Annotated in this window: 14 protein-coding genes; 10 read left to right on the forward strand and 4 right to left on the reverse strand. The window is 43.9% G+C overall.

Annotated elements, in window-relative coordinates; all coding sequences use genetic code 11:
• Positions 1 to 3: 3 nt before the first annotated feature.
• On the reverse strand, positions 4 to 10,380 hold the full coding sequence (locus HY064_13195; protein ID MBI3511610.1) for a PKD domain-containing protein: 10,377 nt from the start codon (positions 10,378 to 10,380) through the stop codon (positions 4 to 6).
• A gap of 467 nt (positions 10,381 to 10,847) precedes the next feature.
• Between HY064_13195 and HY064_13200 the strand changes: the two genes are divergently transcribed.
• From HY064_13200 to HY064_13215, 4 genes are all read left to right on the forward strand, one after another.
• The gene (locus tag HY064_13200) at positions 10,848 to 12,212 is read left to right on the forward strand and encodes an MFS transporter (protein ID MBI3511611.1); all 1,365 of its coding nucleotides are present in this window, start codon (positions 10,848 to 10,850) and stop codon (positions 12,210 to 12,212) included.
• 160 nt (positions 12,213 to 12,372) lie between these two features.
• Positions 12,373 to 14,208, forward strand: coding sequence for a TIM44-like domain-containing protein (locus HY064_13205; GenBank protein ID MBI3511612.1), 1,836 nt, complete (start codon positions 12,373 to 12,375; stop codon positions 14,206 to 14,208).
• Positions 14,205 to 15,119, forward strand: a complete 915-nt coding sequence (locus HY064_13210; protein MBI3511613.1) for a hypothetical protein — start codon at positions 14,205 to 14,207, stop codon at positions 15,117 to 15,119. The genes HY064_13205 and HY064_13210 overlap by 4 nt, the downstream gene beginning before the upstream one ends.
• Positions 15,120 to 15,155: 36 nt before the next feature.
• Positions 15,156 to 16,055, forward strand: a complete 900-nt coding sequence (locus HY064_13215) for a hypothetical protein (protein MBI3511614.1) — start codon at positions 15,156 to 15,158, stop codon at positions 16,053 to 16,055.
• Between the two features lie 426 nt (positions 16,056 to 16,481).
• On the opposite strand, the gene HY064_13220 is transcribed toward HY064_13215, so the two are convergent.
• From HY064_13220 to HY064_13230, 3 genes are all read right to left on the reverse strand, one after another.
• Positions 16,482 to 16,856, reverse strand: coding sequence for a hypothetical protein (locus tag HY064_13220; GenBank protein ID MBI3511615.1), 375 nt, complete (start codon positions 16,854 to 16,856; stop codon positions 16,482 to 16,484).
• Positions 16,857 to 17,040: 184 nt separating this feature from the next.
• Positions 17,041 to 18,165, reverse strand: a complete 1,125-nt coding sequence (locus HY064_13225; GenBank protein MBI3511616.1) for a hypothetical protein — start codon at positions 18,163 to 18,165, stop codon at positions 17,041 to 17,043.
• Between the two features lie 157 nt (positions 18,166 to 18,322).
• On the reverse strand, positions 18,323 to 19,453 hold the full coding sequence (locus HY064_13230) for an SPFH domain-containing protein (GenBank protein MBI3511617.1): 1,131 nt from the start codon (positions 19,451 to 19,453) through the stop codon (positions 18,323 to 18,325).
• 233 nt (positions 19,454 to 19,686) lie between these two features.
• On the opposite strand from HY064_13230, the gene HY064_13235 reads away from it, so the two are divergent.
• The 6 genes from HY064_13235 (at position 19,687) to HY064_13260 (ending at position 26,795) form a co-directional block, all read left to right on the forward strand.
• Entirely contained in the window at positions 19,687 to 20,940 is a 1,254-nt protein-coding gene (locus HY064_13235; protein ID MBI3511618.1) for an NAD(P)/FAD-dependent oxidoreductase, read from the forward strand.
• A gap of 33 nt (positions 20,941 to 20,973) precedes the next feature.
• Positions 20,974 to 23,007, forward strand: coding sequence for a PD40 domain-containing protein (locus HY064_13240; GenBank protein MBI3511619.1), 2,034 nt, complete (start codon positions 20,974 to 20,976; stop codon positions 23,005 to 23,007).
• 47 nt (positions 23,008 to 23,054) lie between these two features.
• Positions 23,055 to 23,504: a MarR family transcriptional regulator gene (locus tag HY064_13245; GenBank protein ID MBI3511620.1), complete on the forward strand. Its 450-nt coding sequence runs from the start codon at positions 23,055 to 23,057 to the stop codon at positions 23,502 to 23,504.
• 146 nt (positions 23,505 to 23,650) lie between these two features.
• Entirely contained in the window at positions 23,651 to 24,361 is a 711-nt protein-coding gene (locus HY064_13250; protein ID MBI3511621.1) for a pirin family protein, read from the forward strand.
• Between the two features lie 84 nt (positions 24,362 to 24,445).
• Positions 24,446 to 26,023 (forward strand): PD40 domain-containing protein, encoded by a 1,578-nt coding sequence (locus HY064_13255; protein ID MBI3511622.1) that lies wholly within the window; start codon positions 24,446 to 24,448, stop codon positions 26,021 to 26,023.
• Between the two features lie 91 nt (positions 26,024 to 26,114).
• Positions 26,115 to 26,795, forward strand: coding sequence for a hypothetical protein (locus HY064_13260; GenBank protein MBI3511623.1), 681 nt, complete (start codon positions 26,115 to 26,117; stop codon positions 26,793 to 26,795).
• The last annotated feature ends 172 nt before the right edge of the window (positions 26,796 to 26,967 follow it).

Genomic DNA, 26,967 nt, shown 5'->3' on the forward strand with positions numbered 1-26,967 from the left:
TTTTTAACGGATAAGGGTTACGTCGCCGGAAATTTTATAGTCCACACCGTCAAGCGTGGTGCATGAAACCGTCCATACATAAGTTCCTTCCGGTTGCACTTTTCCTTTATAGGTACCATCCCATCCGATACTTTGTGATTCAGAATGGAAAATCAGATTGCCCCACTCATTGTAAATTCTGAAGTCAAGCGTTTTGAATGGCCCGCCTTTGACGTACAGAATATCATTATGCCCGTCTCCGTTTGGCGTGAAGGCAGAAGGAACAACAGGCGGATTAGTTTCACCATTCACACATGGAACAAATGTTAATGTATCAGAAGCAGCGGAAACACAACCTGAATCGCTCATCACAGTCAATGTCACAATGTATATGCCCGTATCAGCATAAATGTAGTTCGGGCTTTGCAAAGTGCTTACCGCTGAAGAATCGCCAAAGTTCCAACTCCATGAAACAATTGTTCCGGAAAAAATTAATGAACTGTCAGTGAGGGCAACATCAGTCGGACAAGTTATTACTGAAGTATAATTTGCTTGCGGTGCAGGATTTACAAACAATGTTCTAGTAATTGTATCCGAACATCCCGCTGCAGTTGCAACTACAAGTGTAACAGTTTGTATTCCCGTTGATGTAAAAGTAAAATTCGGATTTTGCTGAGTAGAAGTATCTGTACCTGAAGTCCAGTTCCACGAAACAATATTTCCGTTCGTATTCGTTGATTGATCAGTAAATCCAACAGGAGTATTCACGCATGCAGGCCCGCTCGCAAACAATGCATTTGGTTTCGAATTAATCGTAATCACCATTGAATCGGCAACAGGATTACAGAATGCATTTCCTGAAGAAGTAAAGAGGATCGTCACAGTGCCATTTGCAGTATCAAGCGGGCCGGGAGTGTAAACCGGATTTACAATTGAATTTGTCGGAGTAAATGTTCCATCTCCATTTGTTGTCCAAAGCATTCCGGTTGAATTGCTGACACTTCCATTGAGAGCAACAAGATCGCCTGCGCAAATCAAAACATCAGGCCCTGATGCAACCATCGGAGCCGGAGCAAATGTCAATACAACCGTATCCGAAGAAGGAAGACATGCGTTTGTCGCTGCGAGAATTAATGTGACAGAACCATTTGCAGTATCTGCGCTCGAAGGAATATAAGTTGCATTCAATAAAGAACTATCAGGAGCAAAAATTCCACTTCCGCTGGTTGTCCAATAACCGGTTCCCGATCCGCCTTGCACTTGACCGTTCAAAACAATTCCTGCCGTGTTTGCACAAACGGCTGTATCGTTTCCTGCAATCGCGAAAGGAATTGGCGTAATTGAAATTGTAATTGTATCGGCAGAAGAATTACAGTTTCCATTATTTGTTGAAGTAAGAATCAGTAAAACATTTCCCGTTGTTGTGTCTGCTGAACTTAAATTATAAGTTGCATTGAGTGTGCTGTCATTCGGAGTGAAAGTTCCGCTGCCGGTTGTTGCCCATATTCCTGATGTTGCTCCACCGGAAATATTTCCACTGAGATTTACATTCATTGTTCCGGAACAAATTATTTGTGAATTACCGGCGGAAACAAGCGGAGAAGGGGTGAAGATAATGGTCATACTGTCGCTTACTGATTGACATAAACCATTTCCTGTCGATGTGAGAATCAGGATTACACTTCCATTATTTATTTCGGATGTATCAGGAATATAAGTCGCGTTGAATGTGGTGTTATTCGGATTGAATGTTCCATTTCCTGCTGTTGTCCATATTCCGCCACTCGCAACAGTTACACTTCCATTTAGAATTACATCGGGATTATTCGAGCAAACCGATTGATCAGTTCCTGCAAAAACAACAGGCCCCGGATTTACTGTAATCAAAACTGTGTCGGATGATGCAAAGCAACCGCCATTTCCAGTCGAAGTGAGAATAAGAATTACGACACCGGTTAATGTATCTGCGTTACTTGGCGTGTAGGTTGCATTTAAATTTGAATTCGATGGAGAGAAAATTCCTGTTCCATTTAGTGTCGACCAAATTCCAGTTCCGCTTCCTCCTGTAATTGTTCCAGAAAGCTGTGCCGCATTATTCGCACAAGCTGTGATATCATTTCCTGCATCTGCAAATGGCTGATGAGTAATAGTGAGAATTATAGTATCATTAACCGCAAGACAATTTCCATTTCCTGTTGAGGTGAGAATGAGTGTAACAGATCCTGCAATCGTATCCGCAGCACTCGGAACATAAGTTGTATTCAGATTTGCATTTGATGGAGAGAAAATTCCTGTTCCGTTTGATGTTGACCATTGTCCAGTATTAGTTGCACCACCAACATATCCGGAAAGATTTGCATTTGGATTATTTGCGCACGTAGAAATGTCTGCTCCTGCAAGAACATAAGGCGCCGGAGTAATGGTAATCGTAAGACTTGAAGCAATCGGAGAGCAACCATTTGTTGCAGTATAGGTCAGCACAATATTTCCTGCACTTGTATCTGTAGCGCTTGGTGTGTAAGCCGGATTTGAAACTGCTACCGACGGAGAGAAAATTCCACTGCCATTTGTCGTCCACGTTCCACTTCCTGTTGACGAGTTTCCACTTACAGAAACCAAATCATTATTGGCACAAACAGTTTGATCTGAACTTACACTTACAATCGGAACAGGCTGGAAAAATACAACTACGGTATCATTCACCGGATTGCATAATCCGTTGTTGGTGGAAGTTAAAATCAATGTTACACTTCCTGCAGTTGTATCTGCGTTGGATGGAACGTAAGTTGGATTGAGAATATTTGCGTTCGGAGAAAATATTCCGCTGCCAAGTGTTGTCCATGTTCCCGAACCTGTTGCTGAATTTCCGTTAAGCGGTGTATTCGGACTTGAAATACATGAAATAATATTTGCACCCGCATTTACATTCGGCGCAGTGCTGATTGTAATAATCATTGTATCTGTAACACTTAGACAAATTCCGTTTCCGGTTGTGGTAAGAATAATTTGTACAACACCTGCTGCAGTATCTGCGGCGCTTGGTTGATACGTTGCATTCATGTCGGTAGTGGAAGGAGAGAATGTTCCGCTTCCCATTGTTGACCAAACTCCACCTGTCGCAATTGTAAATGATCCGTTCAGCACCACCACCGAATTATTTGAACAGACAATCTGGTTAGGTCCCGCATCTGCAACTGGTGCGTCAGAATAAGTGATGACGATTTGATCGGAGACCGCAAGACATCCACCGTTATGGGTTGAAGTCAATGTAAGTGTAACAGATCCCGCCGCTGTATCCGCAGCACTCGGAATATAGGTTGCATTAATCGTGCTGTCGTTTGGAGAGAAAGTTCCGCTTCCACTGGTGGTCCATATTCCAAATCCCGTCGAAGAGGTTGCCTGGAAAAGTAAATAAGCACCATTGTTTCCGCATACAACAACATCTTCACCAGCATAAACGGATGGTGGAGCAGAATAAATAATTGTGATCGTATCTTGATCAGCAAAACAATTTCCATTTCCAGTTGATGTCAGGTATATCGTTACAAAACCCGCTGTTGTGTCGGCAGTGCTTGGAATGTAAGTGACGTTGAGCGTGTTTGTATTCGGAGAAAAAATACCGCTTCCGCTTGATGTCCATGTACCACTTCCGGTATTTGAAGTTCCCGTAATAGTTGCATTCGGATTATTCTTACAAACAGAAATATTATTTCCGGCATTTACAAACGGTGCATTTGTAATTGTAATAACCATCGAATCAATTACAGAAATGCATTGTCCGTTTCCGGTTGTGTTAAGATACAACGTCACAGTTCCCGCCGAAGTATCAGCACTACTTGGTGTGTAAGTTGCGTTCAAAGCGGAATTGGAAGGAGAGAATATTCCGGTGCCCGAACTTGTCCATGTGCCGCCACTCGCGACAGTAACAGATCCATTCAAAGTAACCACATCATTATTCGCGCAAACTGTTTGATCAGCTCCGGCATTTGAAGTAGGCGCATTTGTAATTGTAACAATCATTTGATCATTCACAGAAGAACAAGCTCCATTGCCGGTCGAAGTAAGAGTAAGCGTAATTGTTCCGGCGGCAGTATCGGCATTGCTTGGATTATAAGTTCCATTCAACGCGGAATTACTTGGTGTAAAAGTTCCCGACCCGCTTGTTGTCCAAACACCGCTTCCCGTAGTTGAACTTCCTGCTAAAATAACTGCGGCATTATTCGCACAAACAGTTTGATCGGTGCCTGCATTTACAATTGCAGGAATATTTATTACAACATTCACAGTCGCTGCATTACTTGTACAACCATTGACATTCACGGTAACCGAATAAGTTCCTGCATTTGCCGACGTTACATTTGGAATTGAATTATTCTGAGTGGAAGAGGTAAATCCACCTGGCCCGGACCAGGAATAAGTTGCGCCTGCGACAAGAGTAGAATTGAGATTAAGAGTTGATCCCTGGCAAAGCGGACTGTTGCTCGAAGCTACCGGCGGATTCGGAGTTGGATTAATGACAACTGAAATTGTTGTTGGAACACTTGAGCAACCATTATTTGCAGTCACAGTATAAGTTCCTGCTCCGGCAAGTGTAATATTTGAAATTGTTGGATTCTGCAAAGCAGAGGAAAATCCATTCGGCCCGCTCCAGGAATAGGTTGCTCCTGGAATTGTATCAACCGAAAGCTGGAGGGTTGTACCAGAACACAACGGGCTATTGCTGCTTGCAACAGGAGTCACCGGTGTCGAATTGACCGTGGCAACAGTAATGCTGTCCACACTTGTACACCCATTAACAGTAACAGTGACAGAATAAGTTCCTGTTGCCGCTGTGGTTGCGTTCGTGATCGAAGGATTTTGCAAAGCAGAAGAAAATCCATTCGGCCCGTTCCATGAATAAGTTGCCCCGATAACATTTGTTGCGAAAAGATTCAATGTGTTGGTCGTACAAATCGGACTGTTGCTGGAAGCGGAGGGAGCAGTAGGAATTGGATTAATAATAACGTTTGTTGTTGCAGATGAACTTGAACAACCATTAACCGTTACAGTAACAGAGTAGGTTCCTGTATCCGCAAGCGTAACATTTAGAAGATTTGGATTCTGTAATGAAGAACTGAATCCGTTTGGCCCTGTCCAGGAATAAGTTGCGCCTGCAATAGTACTTGCCGATAAATTCAGGGTTGTGCCAGAACACAACGGACTGTTACTTGAAGCAACCGGAGGAGCCGGGGTAGGATTTACGATTACGGTTATTGTTGCGGCAGAACTGCTTGTACAACCAAGTACAGTTACTGTTACAGAATAAGTTCCTGCACCGGCAAGAGTAATGTTTGTAATGTTCGGATTCTGTACACCGGAGGAAAAACTATTCGGTCCAGTCCATGAATAAGTTGCCCCGGCAATATTATTTGCGGTCAAATTAAGTGTGTTGCCTGTACATACCGGACTATTGCTTGATGCAACAGGAGGATTTGGAATAGGATGAATAACAACATTAGTTGTAGCATTATTACTCGTACATCCATTAACAGTAACTGTTACAGTATAAGTTCCTCCATTTGCTAACGTTACATTCGCAATTGTATTATTTTGAGTTGATGAACTGAAACTACTAGGGCCTGTCCAGGAATATGTTGCTCCTGCCACATTGCTTGCGCTGAGATTTAAAGTCGAACCCACACACAATGGGCTATTGCTGGATGCAGTTGGTGGTGCCGGTGTTGCATTTATTGTTACGGTGGTTGTCGCTGCTGAACTGCTGGAACAACCGGCAACGGTTACAGTAACAGAATAAGTTCCATTCGCGAGAAGAGTTACGTTGGAAATAGTTGGATTCTGCGATGATGAAGAAAACCCATTTGGCCCCGTCCACAAATAAGTCGCACCAGCAATCGTAGTTGCAAAAAGATTTAATGCATTGCCTGAACAAACGGGGCTGTTGCTGGAAGCTGTTGGCGGAGCAGGAATTGGATTTACAATAACATTTGTTGTTGCATCCGAACTCGTACATCCTGAAACAGTAATGCTCACCGAATAAGTTCCGCTCGCTGCAACTGTTGCATTTACAATATTCGGATTTTGCGAAGCGGATGAAAATGAATTCGGACCCGTCCACGAATAAGTTGCTCCCGCAATATTACTTGCAGTTAAATTCAACGTACTTCCTGCACAAATCGAGCTGTTACTTGATGCTGTTGGAGGAGAAGGAATAGGATTAACGGTAACATTCGTAGTCGCAGCAGAACTGCTTGTACAGCCAAGTACGGTAACCGTAACAGAATAAGTTCCGCTCGCCGCTACTGTTGCATTTACAATATTCGGATTTTGCGATGATGACGAAAAACTATTTGGCCCTGTCCACGAATAAGTTGCTCCGGCAATATTACTTGCAGTTAAATTTAAGGTTGTGCCAGAACACAACGGACTGTTGCTCGATGCAGTTGGTGCAGATGGAATCGGATTGATCGTTACAACAACTGTTCCTGCCGATCCTGTACATCCTGCTACCGTTGCAGTAACAGAATAATTCCCGCTTGCAGCAACTGTTGCATTAATAATATTCGGATTTTGTGACGCAGATGAAAATGAATTCGGTCCTGTCCAGGAATACGTTGCTCCTGCAATATTGCTTGCGGTTAAATTTAAAGTTGAACCTGCGCAAATCGGACTGTTGCTTGATGCGGTTGGCGCGGCAGGAATCGGATTCACAGTAACTACAACTGTTCCCGCCGTTCCTGTACATCCGCCAACCGTTGCGGTTACAGAATAAGTTCCGCTTGCCGCAACTGTTGCATTTACAATATTCGGATTTTGCGATGCAGATGAAAATGAATTAGGTCCTGTCCACGAATAAGTTGCTCCCGCAATATTACTTGCAGTTAAATTCAATGTGCTTCCTGCACAAATCGGGCTGTTGCTTGAAGCAGTTGGCGCTGCCGGTGTTGGATTTACAGTTACTACAACTGTTCCTGCAGGCCCTGTACATCCGCCAACGGTTGCGGTAACAGAATAAGTTCCGCTCGCTGCAACAGTTGCATTTATTATTGATGGATTTTGCGATCCAGATGAAAAACTATTTGGCCCCGTCCACGAATAAGTCGCACCTGCAATATTACTTGCCGTTAAATTAAGAGTTGTGCCAGAACACAACGGGCTGTTGCTTGAGGCAGTTGGTGCCACAGGAATTGGATTTACGGTTACAACAACCGTTCCGGCTGATCCTGTACATCCTGCCACTGTTGCGGTCACAGAATAAGTTCCGCTTGCTGCAACTGTTGCATTTACAATATTGGGATTCTGTGACGAGGATGAAAAAGAATTCGGTCCCGTCCAGGAATAAGTTGCTCCCGCAATACTACTTGCAGTTAAATTCAATGTACTTCCCGCGCAAATCGGGCTGTTGCTTGATGCTGTTGGTGTGGCGGGTGGCGGGCTTACGATTACTGAAACGGTTCCTGCCGGACCTGTGCATCCTCCAACTGTTGCAGTTACAGAATAAGTTCCGCTTGCAGCAGTTGTTGCATTTACAATTGAAGGATTTTGCGAGGAAGAAGAAAAACCATTCGGTCCTGTCCAGGAATAAGTTGCGCCGGCAATATTGCTTGCAGTTAAATTTAAGGTTGTGCCAGAACACAACGGGCTGTTGCTCGACGCAGTTGGTGCAGCCGGTGTTGGATTAACAGTCACACTTGTTATTCCTGCCGGCCCGGTACATCCGCCAACCGTGGCAGTTACAGAATAAGTTCCACTTGCAGCAACAGTAGCATTTACAATATTCGGATTTTGTGAGGAAGATGAAAATAAATTCGGGCCAACCCAAGAATATGTTGCACCGGCAATATTGCTCGCAGAAAGATTTAATGTTGACCCTTCACAAATCGGGCTGTTGCTCGATGCTGTTGGTGCAACGGGAGCTGGCGTTATAGTTACAATAGTTGTTCCTGCCGGCCCCGTGCATCCGCCAACTGTAACTGTTACAGAATAAGTTCCCGCAGCTGCAACAGTAGCATTTGTAATAGTTGGATTTTGAGATCCGGATGAAAATGAATTCGGACCTGTCCATGAATAAGTTGCTCCGACAATATTGCTTGCAGTTAAATTCAAACTACTTCCTGCGCAAATCGGGCTGTTGCTCGAAGCAGTTGGAGCAACAGGAGTTGGATTTACTGTAATAGTAACGTAAGATGGCCCGCCCGGACATCCGCCATTATCTGCAACGACAGTATAGGTAGTTGTTACCGTTGGTGTCGCAATCGGATTTGCAGAAGTCGAATTATTTAAACTTGAACTTGGCGACCAATTATAAGTTGCACCCGGAGGCCCTGTTGGAGAACCACCTAAGGTTACAGATTGTCCCTGGCAAATTGTTGTGTTATTGCCCGGATTTAAAGTAAAAGCAGTTGGCCTGTGCGCGGGAATGAGCGCAGCATTCAGATACATGCGTTGCGCATTAATGTAGGTAAGCGTACTCCAATTTGTTGCGTAAGTGTGTCCTCCTAAATAAAAAACATTGCTTCCAACAGAATCAGGTGATGTAAGATGAGCGCCTCCTGTAAAAACATTATCTATGTTTGTTGAACTGCTGATTGCATAATAAAAATTTGGCACCCAAGATCCTCCGTTCAACACCCAGTTTACTTCCGATCCTCCTGGATTTGCAATAACAGTTCCTTCAAATTGCTGGTAAGCCAGATCAGGATTATAATATGCGTTCGTAATTGAATTATTTACGATTGTAACTCCATTCGTTGATTCAAAATGATAGGGACCCTGATTATTTTCGTAAGTATCAACGCCTTTGCATTCTGCTAAAAAATTTCCTCCTTCATTTACAAACGTTCTGACACTCGCAGTAATTCCTGTATCGGCAACGGTTCCTGCCCAATGCGCTTCAGAACAAAAAGTATAACATTGAGCAAGCCCGGTAAAAAGCCCGGTGTTAATGGCAACGTAATTTGTAACCTTCGCAGAATCTAAAATGGTTGTATGAAGATTTGCATTTCCGCCATTATTAAAACATGCAATCTTCGGCCGCTGATTCAAAGTATATCTTACATCCACCGATACGTTTGTTGACAATTGATAAACGGCAACTTTCCATTGTACGGCAAATGCTGAAATTACTTGTAATGCAGTTTGTCCGCCGGAATAAAACGGATGGTTCAGCCAGGTCGTATCAATAATAAATTCCCCTGCTCGGAAATCCTGATTGGCCGCAGCGACTGCAGTTGGATAAATTCTTGCTGCCACAGCAGAAAAATCTATCGCATCTTTTATTTTGCCGGAACGAATCACCCATTTAACAGGAATATCATTCATCAAAAGTGCATTCACCAACCCATAAGATTTTATATTAAATGGATAACTCAACCAGAGATTCTGATGTGCATTATCCATTGGGATTACCAATGAACCTGCAGTTACAGTTTGAATATTTGCAGGAGGATTTGGCAAATCGGGAGCAGGTGCGCACGTCCCGGTAACAATGGTGCGAATGCCCGCAGGATTCGGCGTTGACATATTATTAATTGTTCCTGCATTAAAAAGAAAAGAAATCATTGAAGCGTCAAGTCCATCTCCGACATTAGCAGTAAGAGGAACATCGTATGACAAATAAAAATAATAAGTACCCGAGCCGAGGGATAATGATTGTGATCCGTTTATGGTGAATGCCCCATTCGGATTATTTACCGATCCGAAAAAATGTGTGTAACTGAATCCCGGAATTAATCCAGTATAATAAACGTCAGCCCGGGTTATGTTTGTCAATGGGTTCTGGGAATAACCGACATCTCCGAGTGTGCTGAAATTAAATTGTGTTATGGTTGCAGGACAATCTGAATTTCCAATCACATCTATTCTTATTTCCAAAATCGGATTGGAAGTTGATGTGCAATTTTTTGTAATGTTAGCAGTTGTGTATTGCACCACGCTGCTAGAAACATAAGTTGTTGGCGGGCCTGCGAAGAGATGTCCGAAAGATTCGGCAGGGCCGGGAAGATTTACACTTCCTTCAACGGTGAAAGTTCCGCCTGTTCTTACCAGGTCTCCGCTTCCTGCAGCAATGGCTCTTACCTGGAAATTATTAAACTGAATAGCATTAAGCTGAGCAGTATTAGAAGTGGTGGACAGCGTTACCGTAATTGCGGTAGTTGTCCATGTGAATGAATTGATGGTAAGCTGATTTCCGGTTCTTGTTACCGTAGGGCCGGCAACGGTGTTAAATTCAAAACCTGCTGGCAACGTTACAATCAAAGTTTTGCTTGCCTGGCTTGGATTAAAATCAGTTGCTACTCCTTCGTCGAGAGTAAAGAGTACTGTATTTTGGTAAGTTGTCGGATAGGTGGTGGTACAAAAATTCAGGGTTGGAAAAGCAGTAATTGTGTGTGCTGCATTTGCCAAGAATGTCAAACCGAAAAAAAACAGAAAAAAGAAAGAGGAAAGCTTGTAGAGTTTTGACATAAAATATCTGCTTTATGTGAATAGAAAAGCGAGTTGCAACTGATTGCAATCTCGTTTTCATATGGGTACCCCTATAACTTCGAACTGCTGCGTTGGGCTGCGTCCTCAAAATCCTCATTTACGAATGGTAAATCCCGCCTTGCATTTCTGTGTTTTTAGAGATGTCCATAAACAAACAGAGGATTTGGTGTAGCCTTAATTGATTAAATTATACGGCTAAATTGTCTTAAAGTTTCCTTAGCTCCGGTTCTGATACTTTCCTTAATATCCAACAATTCTGAAGAAGAGGTCAGCAAGACCATAGGGATTTCTTTTGTTTGATGATTTTATTTTAAGAATGAATTTTAAACAGCCTCTTAGAAGAAAAAAAACGCTTCTGCGCAATTTCGAAAACATATTATTTTATCATGGTATATTCGTACCATTCGCAATTCGTTTCCCATTTGAAACTACCGCTCCTTGTAAAAATTTCCTTCGCTGCCGGAATGGGCGGATGGAGTATTCTCGTCAATATCATCGGCGTGATGCTTCCGTATTTTTATTTGCCGCCGAAAGATGAAGGATTGCCGGTACTCATTTCTCAATTCGCTTTATTCGGAATTTTCAATTTACTCGCAATGATCACTACCGCAGGCCGGCTTACAGATGCATTTTATGATCCGTTCATCGGGCAGCTCAGCGACCGCAGCGGCCACAAAAGAGGAAGAAGAATTCCGTTCATGCAGTGGAGTTTTATTCCGGCCATCATCCTGTGCGCGCTCGTATTCTGTCCGCCCATGCAAGCGGTGGCGCGCAACAATGCCTACTGGCTGGTGATCACGCTCTCACTTTTTTTTGTTGCTGCCACCACTTACATCATTCCGTGCAATGCATTGCTGCCCGAAATGTCGCGCAGTGCAGAAGACCGTGTTTCACTGGCAACATTGCAGCAAGTGGGATTTGTTATCGGAATAGTGATCGCTTCTTCCACCAATAATCTTGCACATCTTCTGAAAGATATTTTTCACCTGGAAACAAAATTTTTATCGGTGCAGTACGCGATCGGAGTGTTGTGTTTCATCGCAGGAATTTTTATGTTGCTGCCGGTGATCTTCATTGATGAAAAAAAATACTGCGAAGGAAAACCCTCGCACATGCCCTTGTTCAAAGCAATACGCGCAACGTTGAAAAATAAAAAATTTCTTCTCTATGCTTCCGCCGATTTTTCCTGGTACATGGCGCTGTACATCATTACCAGCGGCTTGTTGTATTACGTTACCGTGCTCGCCGGGCTGAATGAAAAACTCGGCGTGGTGCTCATGGGGACCATGGTAGCTGCTTCACTTATTTTTTACCCGGCAATGAATACGTTGGCGAAACGTTTCGGAAAAAAGAAAATAGTAATCCTCGCATTTTTTGTTCTCGCGGCGGTGAGCGCGTGCGTGTACGGGATCGGGCATTACCCGATAGGCACGAAGGCGCAACTTTTTATTTTCGTGATTATCGCTTCGTTTCCATTGGCGGCGCTTGGAATTCTTCCGCCTGCCATTCTCGCCGATATTGCTGTTGAAGATGCGAAAGCTACCGGGGAAAATCGCGAAGGATTATTTTTTGCGGTGAAATTTTTTGTTGTAAAATTAGGACAGACATTAGGCATTGCAGTTTTTGCGATGCTCACACTATTCGGAAAAGACACAGGGCACGATCACGGTTTGCGTTTGTCGGGAATTGTGGTAGCGGTGTTATGCGTTGTTGCCGCGTTTGTTTTTTCTTTTTTCAGGGAGACAAAATAATTTTTTTCGGTGAATATTTTGATAATGATATACAGAAGCTGGCCAGTGGTCAGCCCGCATTATTTCGCGGATCAAAACATTCATCGTGAAAAAATTATTGCAAATGCCATATCCTGTTTCTATATTGCAGTGATGCGCCCTCTCACTAAAAATTACAGTTATGAAAATATTTTATCGAAACGAAATTGAGCGTCGATTCGCCAATGATAAACGTTGGTTGCTCTCCGCCATTCTCATTCTTACAACAATCTCTGCTATCGCAAGCGCCGGTGGCGGCGGTGGTGGTGGCGGTGGCGGATCGGACAGCGGTGGTGGCGGCGGATTAGGATTTATTATTTACCTGCTGCTCTCCATTCCGTTTCCGTGGAATATTATTGCTATTGCTGTTCTCATTCTCATCATTTATCTCACTCGGAAAAAAGTGCGTTCGTTCTCGGGGCTCAACCAGATTCCGCAATTTGAAAATGTAGCGCAGAAACAAAATATGATCCCTGCTGATTTTTTTACGAGGAATCCGGCTTTCAACGAACAGGTTTTTCTCGGAAAAGTGAATACCGCTTTCATGGGAATTCAGGAAGCGTGGATGAATAAAGATCTCAGTAAAGTGCGCAAGTGGATTTCCGATGGAGTGTGGCAGCGTTTCAATACGCAATTCATCATGATGAACGAACTCGGCCAGAAAAACACAATGTCGGATATTAAAATTTCCAAAATGTATATCGACAACGTGGACCGCGACGGAAATTTCGACATCATGGATGTGGGAATTCATTTTACAATGATGGACAATTTTGTAACTGAAAAATTTTCATCGCTGAATCAGGAAGGATTTCTTGAGAATCTCGAATACTGGACGTTCATCCGCAAGAGCGGCGTTCAGGAAAAAGATATGTACCACAGCGAAAATTGTCCGAACTGCGGAAGCCCGCTGCCGAAAAATTCAGGCGAAGTAAGTAAATGTGAAAGTTGCGGAACCATCACCACGCTCGGCGATTACGATTGGGTGCTTTCCGAAATTACGCAGGCGAATGATTATGTGAATGAAAATAAAAAACTGGAAAAAGAAGGAACGCTCACCGGCCGCATTCGTGAAGCGATGAAGTATGACAAAGAATTTTCGGTGCAGATGACCGAGGACAAAGCATCGAATGCTTATATGCAGATCATGTCGGCGACGGTGCTTAAGAAACCGGAACGCATGCGCCGTTTCGTGAGCAATGAATTATTCGATTCGCTCTCGCAGAAAATTTCCACCGAACCAAAATTTGTTTTCAATCGTCTTTACCTGAACAATGTGACGCTGATGGATTTTTACCAGCAGCAGGGAAAAGACAATATGGTGATCGCTTTCAAACGCACTTCACAGAAAGTGGACATCAGTACGGGAAAACTGAATCTCCTTGAGGGAACAACTTACACCAGCAGCGAGATCATGATCATGTCGCGCGATACGGGCGCGGGTAATGCGAAGGGATCGCTGCTTGCACACAGTTGTCCGAATTGCGGCGGGCCCATTGCCGATACGCTCGATATCAAATGCCAGTATTGCAGCGCGGAACTGAACAGCACGAAAACTGAATGGATCATTTCGAAACTGATGAATGCAAATGAATACAATGTTTTTGCAAATGAATCGCAGGTGCCGCTCGTAACGCACGCAGGTGTGAGCGATCTTGATCCGCTTTTCAAAGTGCGCGATTATGCTTTCAACAATGTGATGATGGTCATTTGCGCCGATGGAAAGATCAACCAGCAGGAACTGGAATTCTGCATGAAGTTTGCGCGCAAACTCGGTTACGACAATTCGAAGATCGCGGGTATGTTTGATCTCACGAAAGGCCGTGCGCTCACTTTGCGGTTGCCGGAAAATCGCAAGCAGGCCGAAAAAGTTTTCGCCATCATGCAGAAAGCCGCTGCAGCCGACGGGCATATAGCGCCGGAAGAGCAGGCCATTCTCAATGATGTGCAGAACCGCATTAACCAGATGGCGGCGTGAGAAAAGATGTTCTGAAAGTAATTTTAGCCGCTCCATTATTTTATGCGGGTTGTGTTTCTGCACAACCGTATATTGACATCGTGAATTTCAATTCGCAGGCAATTTATTCTACTTACAAAGATTCTGCGGCTTCAGGTTTCAAGGCATTCGACCAGAACTTTGGTTTTTTTGCCCCGGTCAATATTGATTCTAACTCAACAGTTCTGCTGAAGTTCACTGCCGAAGAACTCTCATCGACAAGGTTAGATTGCGGCGTGGAACGGAACAGATTGTATTCATTCGCTTTACCGGCCGGGTACCAGTTGACATCAAAGAACAGGAAATGGAAGATGATGGGAATGATCATTCCCCGCCTCAGTTCTGACCTGCGCGGAAAAATTGCCGATGACCTGCAACTTGGTGGAACATTTCTTCTGACGTGGCAGCCCAATGAAAAATTTTCTGTGAAAGCGGGATTGTATTACAACAAAGAATTCTTCGGAAATTTTTTCGTTCCATTGCTCGGTGTCGACTGGAGGCCGGCCGATCGCTGGAGAATTTTCGGGCTTCTTCCGAATAATATGCGCGTGGAATATAAACTGGGACAGAAAGTTTATTGCGGCGTCGCGTATAAAAATTACCAGCGTTCCTACCAGATGCAAACTAATTTATTTATGGATTCTGTCCATGCTAAAGAAAGTGAAGCGAAATTCTTTCTGGATTTTTATGTGAAGCAAAAACTGGTTCTTTTTATTGACGCAGGATATTCGTTGAAATATTCATTTGTGGATCGGGTCGAAGGTGGTCATTACTGTTCCCCGAATCCTTACGGCAGTTCTTACGATGGAATTTACGATCGCGTAAATAATAATTTCGTTTTCACAATCGGGTTAGCTTACCGCATTCGCCTCGATGAACCTAAAATTGAATAAAATATTTTTTAATTTGCATTCCTAAATCCTCGCACCATGCCCTACTTCCAGTTTAAATACATGACCAACACCTGCACGGCGAACATCGATGATTTCACTGTTGCAACCACCACCGGCCCTTTCGTGAAAAAGAATTTCGCTTTTAACGACATTCTCAATTTTTATTACCAGCAGAAATCCACGTTGCATTCCATCATCATCACCTACAATGATGCGAATGGGAAAAAGAAAAAAACGATGATGTATGCTAATCCCGGTGAGCCCGGTATTCAGCAGTTGAATGCATATCTCATGGAAAAAATTCCGGGCAAAAGTGTGAATGGACTTTCTGAAAAAGAAGCGTACCGTGCAATGGCGATCTCCAATCCGGCTAAATTGGCAATGGTGCTGGTGTTCGTGATCATGACGGCAATACTCGGAGTTGTTTTATTTCCGGGACTCACACATTATTTCGATTACGGATTCCAGCAGGTGCAGGTGAACGATGTGGCGCTCGGAAAAATTTCAGGAAGTAGAAATGTGGTGATACAGGGCGGACTCGTGAATGCAGGGGAAGAAGAAACGGTAACATCTACCAATCGCGGATCGACAACGGTTACGCATACTACTTACGTTCCTATTGTAGGCGATGAATGGAAAGAAGGAGATCCGGTAGCGGTGGTTCTGAAATTCAATGAACTTTCAGATGCGGATTATAACGCTGCACTTGCACAACATAGTTTTGTGGGAGTGATCCGCAATGTGTGGTGGGAAGGAATCGGAAGCGATAAAGTAAATTACCTGAAAGAACATTTTCAATTGAATATTCCTTCGAAGCCGGTGCTGATAGAAGTGACCAACCAGGAACACAATGATGCTTACGCGATCTGGGTTTTCGGCGGAATAGAAGCGGTGGTGCTCATCATTCTTGTTATAGCGGCGGTGAAGAATAAATGATTACTTCGAAGAAAATTAATTATTGGGAAAGCAGAAAAAAGTTTACATGAAATGTTTTCAGTTTGTTGTTCTGCTTCGCGAGAATTATTCGGAGTGAAGTTTATATAAGAGTTGCAATGGAATGTTTGTTGTTTTCGGTCTTTGGCCAGAAAAAAGTAATCAGTGTTAATCAGTGAAAACCTGTGGCAATATTATTCGGGCTTCAACTGATTTTTTTCTCAAAGTTGTGAGTGAATTAAATGCTACAGGCGGAATGATCCTAGCCCCGACATGCCGCTTTTACCCCGCGCGTTCTTACCTTCGACTGGCGCTCAGGCTGACAAGCGCGCGCGTAATGCGGCGTGGCGGGACAAGAGTTGTTTTATAGCACAACAGCTGCCGCTCCTGAAAAAAATTCCAAAAAAATGTTTCGCTGAATCTTCGAATTTATTCCTCCGCTAAAACTTTCTTCACAGCAGCGGCAAGATTCTGCCACGCTTTCAATCCGTGTTTGTGTAAATAGTCGATCGCTTTCTGATCGCCGAGCACCATCCCTGCGCACATAGCGAGGCGCGAATGTTTCGCATCGAAGAGCGCCTGCACAGCATGCGGATCTCCGTCGACCGCGGTAATGAAAAGCGCCCAGTCGTCGTGATCATAATCGTGCAACCATTCCATGGCGCCATCGTCGTTGAAACGCAGGGCATCGTGCACCATGATCAATTCCTGTTTGCCTTGTCGCTGCAGCCATTCCTGTGCACGCTCATTTCCGCTGAGCGCATCGGCGAGTTGCTGGATGGTTTGATCGTTTGTGAAAGACATGGTAGAATGGAGAATGGAAGGAGAAGAGGGAGAAAATGTTTTTTTGTTTCCTGATTATACGATTACAAAAATGAGTTGTTTCAAACGTCCGCCGAAATTAATGGAATGTTTTATAAATGAGAATGGAGAATGGAGGGCGGGAAATAAAAAAATCTCCGAACTCCACTCTCCGCTCTCCATTTTCTTAAGCGCCATGTTTGTAGCGATAGTAGAAATAAATTGCTCCACCGATAACGGCAACTGCGCCGGCAATGGTTCCGAAAATTTTCCAGAAACTGTACGGGCGTTCGCCCTGTACTTCGCCGGTGCGTGCGTTGATCATGAAGCGATAAACTTTGTTGCTGTACTTGAAAGCGCTCAGCCAGATCGGGAGCAGGAGGTGTTTGAAAGTAGTTTTGTTGTAATTCGTATTCAGCGTGAGGATCTGCTGTTCATCGCCGCCGATATGTTTTTTCACGGTCGAGCGGATTATTTCTTCCATTCTCTTTTTTGCTTTTTCAAATCCCTGCTTCACATCTGTCTGATAACGCTCGGCAACAAATCCTGTGAGTAATTGTTCGTTGAATGCAGCCAGTTCTTTCAGATCCCAGGGCTCGAGTTCCTGCGCGAGTTTTTCCGGAAGAGATGCGCTCGCCATCACAAGAATGTCGTCGAACTTGTCATTCACATTTCCACTGGTGGGCGTCCATCGTGTTTTGCGCACTTGCCGCGTTTGTGTTTTTCCATCCACGGTGTAAGATTCACTCACGTAATAATGGTCGCCGCGCATTCCGGAATATTTTGAAGCGGTGTCACTGTCGTAAGTCCAGTAAGGAATGTAAAGCCCTTTCAGTTTATCATTCTGCGCTGCATTTTTAAGATCGCCGGGAGCGAACCACAAACCACTCAGCCATTTTTTAAAAGCTTCCATGCCTTTATTCTTGTCGATCCTGAAAGGCAATAAATATTTCGGTTTGATAAAACTTGCAGTGGTTCCTCCTTTGAGCACAAGCGCAGTTCCGCAGAACGGACAATTATCGGCAGTAACATTTGGCCGCAGCGTAGTGGAAGATCCGCAACTATCGCATTTCACAATGGTCGCTTCCATTTTCTCCGCCGAATTTTCTGCATTCGCAAGAAAAGATTCGAAATCGATCTCTTCGGTTGCAACTGCTTTCAGTTGTTCACCAAGATCATTCTGCGTTCCGCAGTAAATGCATTTCATGCTTTGTACGCCGGGACTGAATTCAAGAATTCCGCCGCAGTCTTTGCATTTTACTTTTCCCTGTTCGGCTACGTCCTGTGTTTTTTCGGAGAAATCGTTACTCATTGGATTTTTTTATGGATGGTTGGAAAAAATTCTGATTGATAGTATCACAAAAAAGTTGGTGGTTGGTTGGTTGGTCGTTGGTGGTTTAATCCTAAAAGAATTTGAAACCACAAACAACCAACCAACTGCCAACCACCAACGAGCGATGGCAAGTGCGTTAGCCAGCTGGTGGCGGAGGCGGCATTGGAGGAGGAACTGCGGTGAACAGTGCAGCGAGTTCTGCAACTTGTCCTGCCGGTAACCATCCTGCCATTCCGTTTTTCCAAACGTTTGATTCTTTTTTGAGAGCACCGCTTGCTACCATTCCTTGTAACGCGGCCATATCGAATGGACCTTGTTGCGCACCATTCACAGCGACGAAGAATTGCATCATCGGTGGTGGAGGCGGAGGAGTATTCTGCTGGCCCTGCATTCCGGTTTGCGGATTGAATTGATTCTGCGCATACATATTTCCCATCTGGTTTCCCATTCCCATTCCCATTCCCATTCCCATTCCTGCTCCCATCATTCCGCCGCCATTCGGATTCTGCGCTGCCTGTTCCATTGCATTCGCTGCCTGGAATTGAGAATATGCACCGAGATTTCCGACGATTCCCATGCTGCTGCGTTTGTCGAGCATTGCTTCCACTTCGGGCGGAAGAGAAATATTTTCTACGAGCAATTTTGTAAGTGTAATTCCGTATTCGAGAAATTCAGGAGCGATCTTTTTTTGGATCGTCTCGGAGAATTCATCATAGTTCGATGCCATATCGAGCACCGGAATTTTTGCTGAAGCCACCGCATCGGTGAAACGTGTCATCACGATGTTGCGGAGATTTTCGGTGATCTCTTCGGTGGTAACGTGTTCATCGGTACCGGCAATCTCTTTGATGAAAGCTTTTGCGTCCGTAATGCGCATGGCGTATGATCCGAACGCACGTATGCGCACGGGGCCGAATTCTGCATCGCGGATCATGATCGGATTTTTAGTTCCGTATTTGAGATTCGTGAATTGTTTGGTGTTAACGAAATAAACTTCCGCTTTGTACGGAGAATTGAATCCGTATTTCCATCCTTTGAGTGTGGAAAGGATCGGTAAGTTTTGTGTTGACAAGGTGTACATTCCCGGCTGAAAAACATCGGCGAACTGACCTTCATTTACAAAAACGGCTACCTGCGATTCGCGAACGGTGAGTTTTGCATTGTTCTTGATCTCGTTCTGAAAACGAGGGAAACGCCAAACCATCGTATCATTCGAACTGTCTGTCCATTCGATAATGTCGATGAACTCATTTTTAAATAGTCCCATGGGTAAGTGTATTGTGTGTTAGTTGTGTGAAAAAAAGCCCTCGCGAACATTCGGGATGGCTATGTTCAAATATATCTCTTTTTTCGAATGAATAAATGGAAAAAGTTCAAAATAATTACAGGAATAATTGCAAACCATGGGCCAATTATTCCGGGACAATTCAGAAGGAGTATTCAGCAGATAATGAAGGCCTCCGTTGAAGCCATCGTCTTATTTCTCCGTAAACTTGTATCGTGTCCGGTAAAAATCCTGTTTCAGATATTCTAATTCTCGGCGGCGGCGCTGCCGGATTTTTTGCTGCTGTGAATGCAGCAGAACTCGATCCTTCACTGAAAATCGCCATTATTGAGCGGTCGGAAAAATTACTTTCCAAGGTGCGCATTTCGGGTGGCGGAAGGTGCAACGTAACGCACGCGTGTTTCGATAACAACCTTCTTTCTGAATTTTATCCGAGAGGAAACAAAGAATTGCCCGGTCCGTTTTCCAGGTTTTCCGTCAAGGAAACGATCGCCTGGTTTGAAAAGCGAAAAGTGAAATTGAAAACAGAAGAGGACGGGCGGATGTTTCCTGTTACGAATGATTCTGCTACGATCGTGAATTGTCTTCTCGATGAAGCGCGTAAACGGAAAATCCAGATCCATCTTTCGAAAAGTATTAATTCCATTCTCAAAAAAAAGGACTATTGGGAAGTGACGGCGAATGAAGAAGAAGTTTTCACGGCAAAAAAATTACTCATCGCCACGGGAGGTTCTCCTAAAATCGGAAATTACAGTTTGATCGCTTCATTGGGACATTCCATTCTTCCACCACTTCCTTCGCTGTTCACTTTCAATCTTCCGGAGAATAAGATTACCGAACTGATGGGTGTGAGCGTGGAAAATGCAGAAGTGAAAATTGGCGGAACAAAAATTATAACCCATGGCCCGCTCCTCATCACCCATTGGGGAATGAGCGGACCTGCCGTGTTGAAAGCGTCGGCATTCGGCGCAACAGAACTCGCAAAATGTAATTACAACTTCACCGCGATCATCAACTGGACCGGAAAAACAGCAAATGAGATCCGTGATGAGATCATCCATGCGAGAAAAAAAACCGGAAGCGTAACTGTTTTTTCTTCGAATAATTTTCATCTTCCCAAACGCCTCTGGCATTTTCTGCTGGTAAAATGCGGCATTCATGAAGAACACAAGTGGGCCGATCTCGCTTCTTCCCAAATGGAAAAACTGGGAATGACCATGCTCGGTGACCAGTATGAAGTGAAAGGGAAAACCACTTTCAAAGACGAATTCGTAACCTGCGGTGGTGTTGAATTAAAAGAAATAGATTTCCGCACGATGGAAAGTAAATTGAGAAAAGATCTTTTTTTCGCCGGCGAAGTGGTCAACATCGATGCCCTCACCGGCGGATTCAATTTCCAGGCCGCCTGGACCACCGGTTTCATTGCTGCAAATGGCATGGTACCGGGTGGTTTATCTAAAGGGAAATAATGTAAATTGCATCCTCGCAAAATTCCCTGCACTATGCGACTCCGCTTTTTTTATTTGTCTGCGCTGCTTCTTTTCATTGGCGCATTTGCGCATGCGCAGGATATCAATCTTGGAAAAGGATTCCGAAAAGATCAGAAGGGAATGGAGGCGTTCAAGGAAGCGCAGGAATATTACGATGCAGGAAATTATCTCCAGGCACTTCCGCTTTATCGTTCACTGGAACCCCAGTATGGAACGAATGATTATCTCACTTACAAAATCGGGATATGTCTCCTCTACAAAAGTGATGAGTTGGATGAGTCGCTCGATTATCTGCTGAAAACAAAAGAGAAGAATTCAAAAGCGGCCGACATTGATCTTTACATTGCGCGCGCGTATCATCTCAATGAAAAATATGATGAAGCCATTGCGAGTATTGATGAATATGAAAAGAAAAAAATTACGCCGGAGAAACAGGCAGAAGCAGAACAACTCCGGCAGTATTGCATCAATGCAAAGGAACTTACTTCGCACCGGGTAGAAGCGCGTATCACCAATATAGAACAACCGGTGAACACGGAAAATTCGGAATATGTTCCGGTGGTCACTTCCGACGATTCCGTTTTGCTTTACACGTATCGTGGTGAAAGCAGTATGGGCGGATTGCAGAAATATCCCGGAGTTCCCGATTCTTCCGGAACTTATTTTGAAGATGTTTTTATTTCTCATCGCGAAAACGGAAAGTGGGGGCCTCCTCATGCACTCGACACTACGATCAACACCGATGGACATGATGCGGCTATAGGAATTTCCAACGACGGACAAACACTTCTCATTTACAAAGACGAAGAAGGAAATGGCGACATCTGTGTTTCCGCGCTCGAAGGAACTGAATGGACAAAACCAACTCCGCTAATGGGAGAGATCAATTCGCTGGCGTGGGAAGGAAGTGCAACATTTTCTGTGGACATGAACACAATTTATTTTGCAAGCGAACGTGAAGGCGGATACGGTGGGAGAGATATATGGATGGCTACCAAATTAGAGAACGGTACGTGGGGAAATATTAAAAATCTTGGACCGATCATTAACACGCAGTATGATGAAGATGCTCCTTTTCTTCACCCGAACGGAACAACACTCATCTTCAGTTCGCAGGGACATAACAGCATGGGCGGGTATGATATTTTCAAAACAGAACTCACCTACATTGACAGCATAACAGTTTCTCCTTCCGATCCGGTGAATCTTGGTTACCCGATAAACACGCCCGGCGACGATAAATATTTTGTGCTCGGTACCGATGGCCATCACGGATATTATTCATCGGGAAAAGCAGGAGGAGAAGGACAACAGGATATTTATCTCGTGGAAACGGATTTCAACATGAACACTACAAACGTGTTGTTACTGAGCGGAAATATCACACTCGATGGCCAGCCGATAAGTGCTTCCATCAACATTCAGGATCAGAGCGGAAAATTCCGGCCGTTCACGTTGAACAGTAATGCTGCCAGTGGAAAATATCTTACTTCATTGCCACAGGGACGGACTTATAAAGTTTCTTATTCACTCAACGGATTTCAGTCGCAGGATACTGTTGTGAATGCAACACAGATCGGTGAAATGCAGCGCAGCAATATTGATATTGCTTTTTACACAACTGGCTATCTCGTGAAGCAACAACGGATCAAGAGTATCGACACGGTGATGTTTCACCATGTTCCGCTTGATTCTTCCAATCTTCTCCTTACGGATCCTATTGATTACGCTTTGTTGTTGCGTCTTTATGGTGATGCAAAAGCGCCCGGACTTTATTTCCGCGTGCAGGTGGCTGCGTATAATTTTCCGGAGAATTATAAATACCAACGACTCAAAAATTTAGGCAGCATCGACCGCATTGTGCTAGATGATCATGTGACACGTTTCACTATGGGGAAATTCGAAACGTTGCGTGAGGCCGAAGCGTACAAACAGAAAATAATCGCCACCGGTCAGACTGATGCTTTCATTACGGCTGAGAAAGACGGGAAGCGTTATTATCTCAGAGAACTCATCCGCCTGCATTTTTTCCAGGATACAAAATGAAATTTATTTTTACCCGGCTTCTATAATTCAGATAAGTTTTTTCTCCTATGAAACTTGAAGACGAGATCAAACAGAAAAATTTCGCCAGCGTTTATCATCGTACGGCGGTCAATATTATTTTCACTGCTTCCTGGATGCAATCGCGTTACACGCGCGAGTTGAAAAAATTCGGAATTACCACGCAACAATTCAATGTGCTCCGTATTTTGCGCGGACAGTTGCCGAATGCTGCATCGGTTGGGCTCATACAGGAACGCATGCTCGATAAAAATTCAAATGCATCGCGGCTCATCGATAAATTACTGGCCAAAAAACTCATTGACAGAAAAGCGTGCGAAGAAGACCGGCGCCAGATGGATGTGCGCATCACGCAAAAAGGACTTGATCTGCTCGATGAATTGCAACCATTGATGAACGAATGGAATAATTTACTGACCACACTTTCATCCGAAGAAGTGAAACTGCTCGGAGAATTATTGGATAAGTTGCGAGGGTGATGAGTTATGAGTTATAAGTAAAGGAGATTTGTGGAATAAAAAGTAATCTTCAATATTCTGATACCTGTAATTCAAAACCCATAACTCATTACTCACAACCTTGTGTAAATAGAAACGCTTTCCATCATCTAAAAAAGAATTTCCAAGTGAAAACAATATTTCATCCTTCATCAGAACGAGGCCATGCCGATCATGGCTGGCTCAACGCGTATCACTCTTTCAGTTTTGCTTCGTGGTATGATCCTGCGAAAATGCATTTCGGATTGTTGCGCGTTCTCAATGACGATACAGTTGCACCCGGAATGGGTTTTGGAAAACACCCGCATGATAATATGGAGATCGTGACCATTCCAATGGAAGGCGCGCTTGCACACCAGGACAGCACGGGAGGAAACGGGATCATCCGTAAAGGAGAAGTGCAGATCATGTCGGCAGGCAAAGGAGTTTTTCATTCGGAATTCAATGCGTCGAAAACAGAACCGGTAAAACTTTTTCAAACCTGGGTTTTCCCGAAAGAAAAAAATATTGCACCGAGGTATGATCAGCGGATGTTCAGTGAAGAAATGCGCACGGATAAATTTTGCCTGGTTGTTTCTCCGGTGAAAGAAGATGCGGTTCTCTGGATCAATCAGGATGCATGGTATTCGCTCGGACATTTCACGAAAAAAAATTCAACCGAATATTCCATTCACAAATCAGGAAACGGAGTTTATGTTTTTGTCATCGAAGGAAATATTTCCATTGGTGAAATGAACGCCGGAAGAAGAGATGCGATCGGCGTATGGGAAACAGAAAAATTTACATTGAGCGCGGAGAAAGGAACGGAGTTAATGTTGATAGAAGTACCTATGAAATAGGGGACTGATTATCTGTAATTCGTACCCATATCGTACATTTGCTGCCCGGTACAATTTTCAATTTAACGATAACCGAATCAACCCATGAAAGCCAGGTATTTTTTTATTCTCCTTTTCTCACTCGCCTTTTTTCAGCGTTCCATTGCGCAGGACAAAGCAGTTTCCGATCCGAAGATTGCCGAGGAGAAATTCAAAAACAAAAATTACGATGAAGCATTGCAGGATTATCTCGACCTGCTTGATGATGATTCGAAGAACGAGGAATACAATTACCGCATCGGTGTGTGCTATCTCAATACGTACATCAATAAAGCGAAAGCCATTCCTTACCTCGAAGTGGTGACACGACTGCCGAAGTATGATCCTAACGCGATGTACCTGCTCGGGCGCGCATATCATTTCGCTTATCGTTTTGATGATGCACTGAAATGTTATAACGATTTCAAAAAAAACGGAAAAGGAACAGAAGAAAATCTGGCCGATGCAGATCGTGAAATTCAGAATTGTTACAATGCAAAAGAGCTGATGAAGTACCCGCTGAATATCTCTTTCGAAAATCTCGGCAGCAGTGTGAATTCAGAGTACGCCGAATATTATCCGTTTGTTCCTTCCGATGAGTCGTTCATTGTTTACACTACAAAAAGATCGGATGGTGGAAATCTTCTCCAGCCCGATGGAAGTTATTTTTCCGAAGTGTACATTTCGCGCGAGAGTGAAGGCGGGTTTCTCAAGAGCAAGAACATAGGCGCACCGGTTGCAACGGCAGACGGAAATGTGGAAGTTGTGGGCATGAGTGCCAACGGAAATTATCTTCTGCTGTATTATGATAATGCACAGGGAAGCGGCGATATTTTTCTTTCAGAATATGACAAAACAAAAAACGTTTATAAAAAACCTGTTCGCCTCGACGAGAGCATCAATTCCACCAAAGGTTACGAGATCGCTGCAACCATCAGCAACGATGGCAGCACGATCTATTTCGCGAGCGATCGCGCGGGTGGAAGCGGGGGCATCGATCTTTTTGTAAGCAATCGCCTCCCGAATGGAAAATGGGGAATGCCGCAAAATCTCGGCGCTGAGATCAACACTTCTGCCGATGAAGATTTTCCAAGCCTTTCTCCCGATGGAAAAACACTTTATTTTTCTTCGAAAGGACACACCAGCATGGGTGGATATGATATTTTCAAAGCAGACTGGGACGATGCAACAAAAAAATTCACCGGCGTGAAAAATCTCGGTTACCCGATCAACACACCTGAAGACAACAGCAATTTCCGTATTTCCGATAACGGACGTTACGGGTATGTTGCGATGCACCGCGAAGATGCACTCGGAGATCTCGATATTTATCGTGTCGTGTTCAATGATGTGGAACCGAATTATTCTGTGGTGCGCGGCATGATCGTTTTTTCCGATCAGAATAAAAAACCCGGCTTCAGTGAAGTGTTCATCACAGTGACGGATAAAAAAACAAATGAGATCATTGGCAATTATGTGCCCAATGGAAATACGGGAAGATATGTGATGATACTTGCTCCCGGTGAATATGATGTGGAGATTGATGCGCCGGGATGTGCGCCTTACAATGAAACGATCAACATCGCCGACAAGAGTTCATTCAAGCCGGAGATTGATAAAGACATTGGTATTAAAGTGCAGTAATCCCTGGATTACGAATTACTCCCGATAGCTATCGGGATCAACACGAATATACCAATCGCTTATTTTTCTTTCAGGAAATATATTTTGACGAATGATCGCACTCGTTTTTCAATCTCTGAATTTGCTCATCGTTCTTGCCGTGATCATTGGAGCGATCTTTTTCGGTTGGTACTACGGCCGCAAACAAGTTGTAAATAGAAATCTACACCATCATCCTGAAAAACCCATCGCCGATTTCATGGAAGGAGAAATTGCGAGAACGAATGGAAATGTTGTCTTCGCCGGGCAAACTCTGAACGCTCCTCTTTCCGGACGGCAGTGTTCCTATTATTATTTACTCATTGAAGAAATGCAGCAGAGCGGAAAACATTCACATTGGGTAACTATCGTGGAAGAAGAAAAATCCGGCGATGTGGTGATCCATGACGGAATAAGTTATGCAGTTATTGAAACGAATCTTATTAAAACGTATGTGGTGCAGGATGAAAAATTATCTTCCGGATTTTTGAATGATGCGAATGAAGGAATGGAAAAATTACTGAACGCTCACGGAATTCAGAGTACAAATTTTTTCGGTTTGAATAAATCGATCCGATATAAAGAAGGAATACTTGAGTCGGGAGAATTGCTCACCGTATCCGGGAAAGGAAACTGGATGATGAAAGACCGCGTGAGCATTTCAGTTCCCGTACAAAAAATTCTAATGATTTCTTCCCCGGAAAGTGAACCGGTTTATCTCAGTGACGATCCCGGTTTGATAGATACGAAATGAGTTGCGGGTTATGAGTTATGAGTGAGATTTGTAGAGGCTGTTTAAAATTCATTTTTTGGAATTGTTATGATGCCATTTTTGTTCAGCCGAGACGCATTTTGCAGGCCATAGTGGAGCGACTACGGCCAAGAAATGCAACCCCGCCTGCTAAAGGAAAATGGGTCGTGCGTGG

It is taken from the genome of Bacteroidota bacterium (assembly GCA_016194975.1).
In the GTDB taxonomy this organism is placed as follows: domain Bacteria; phylum Bacteroidota; class Bacteroidia; order Palsa-965; family Palsa-965.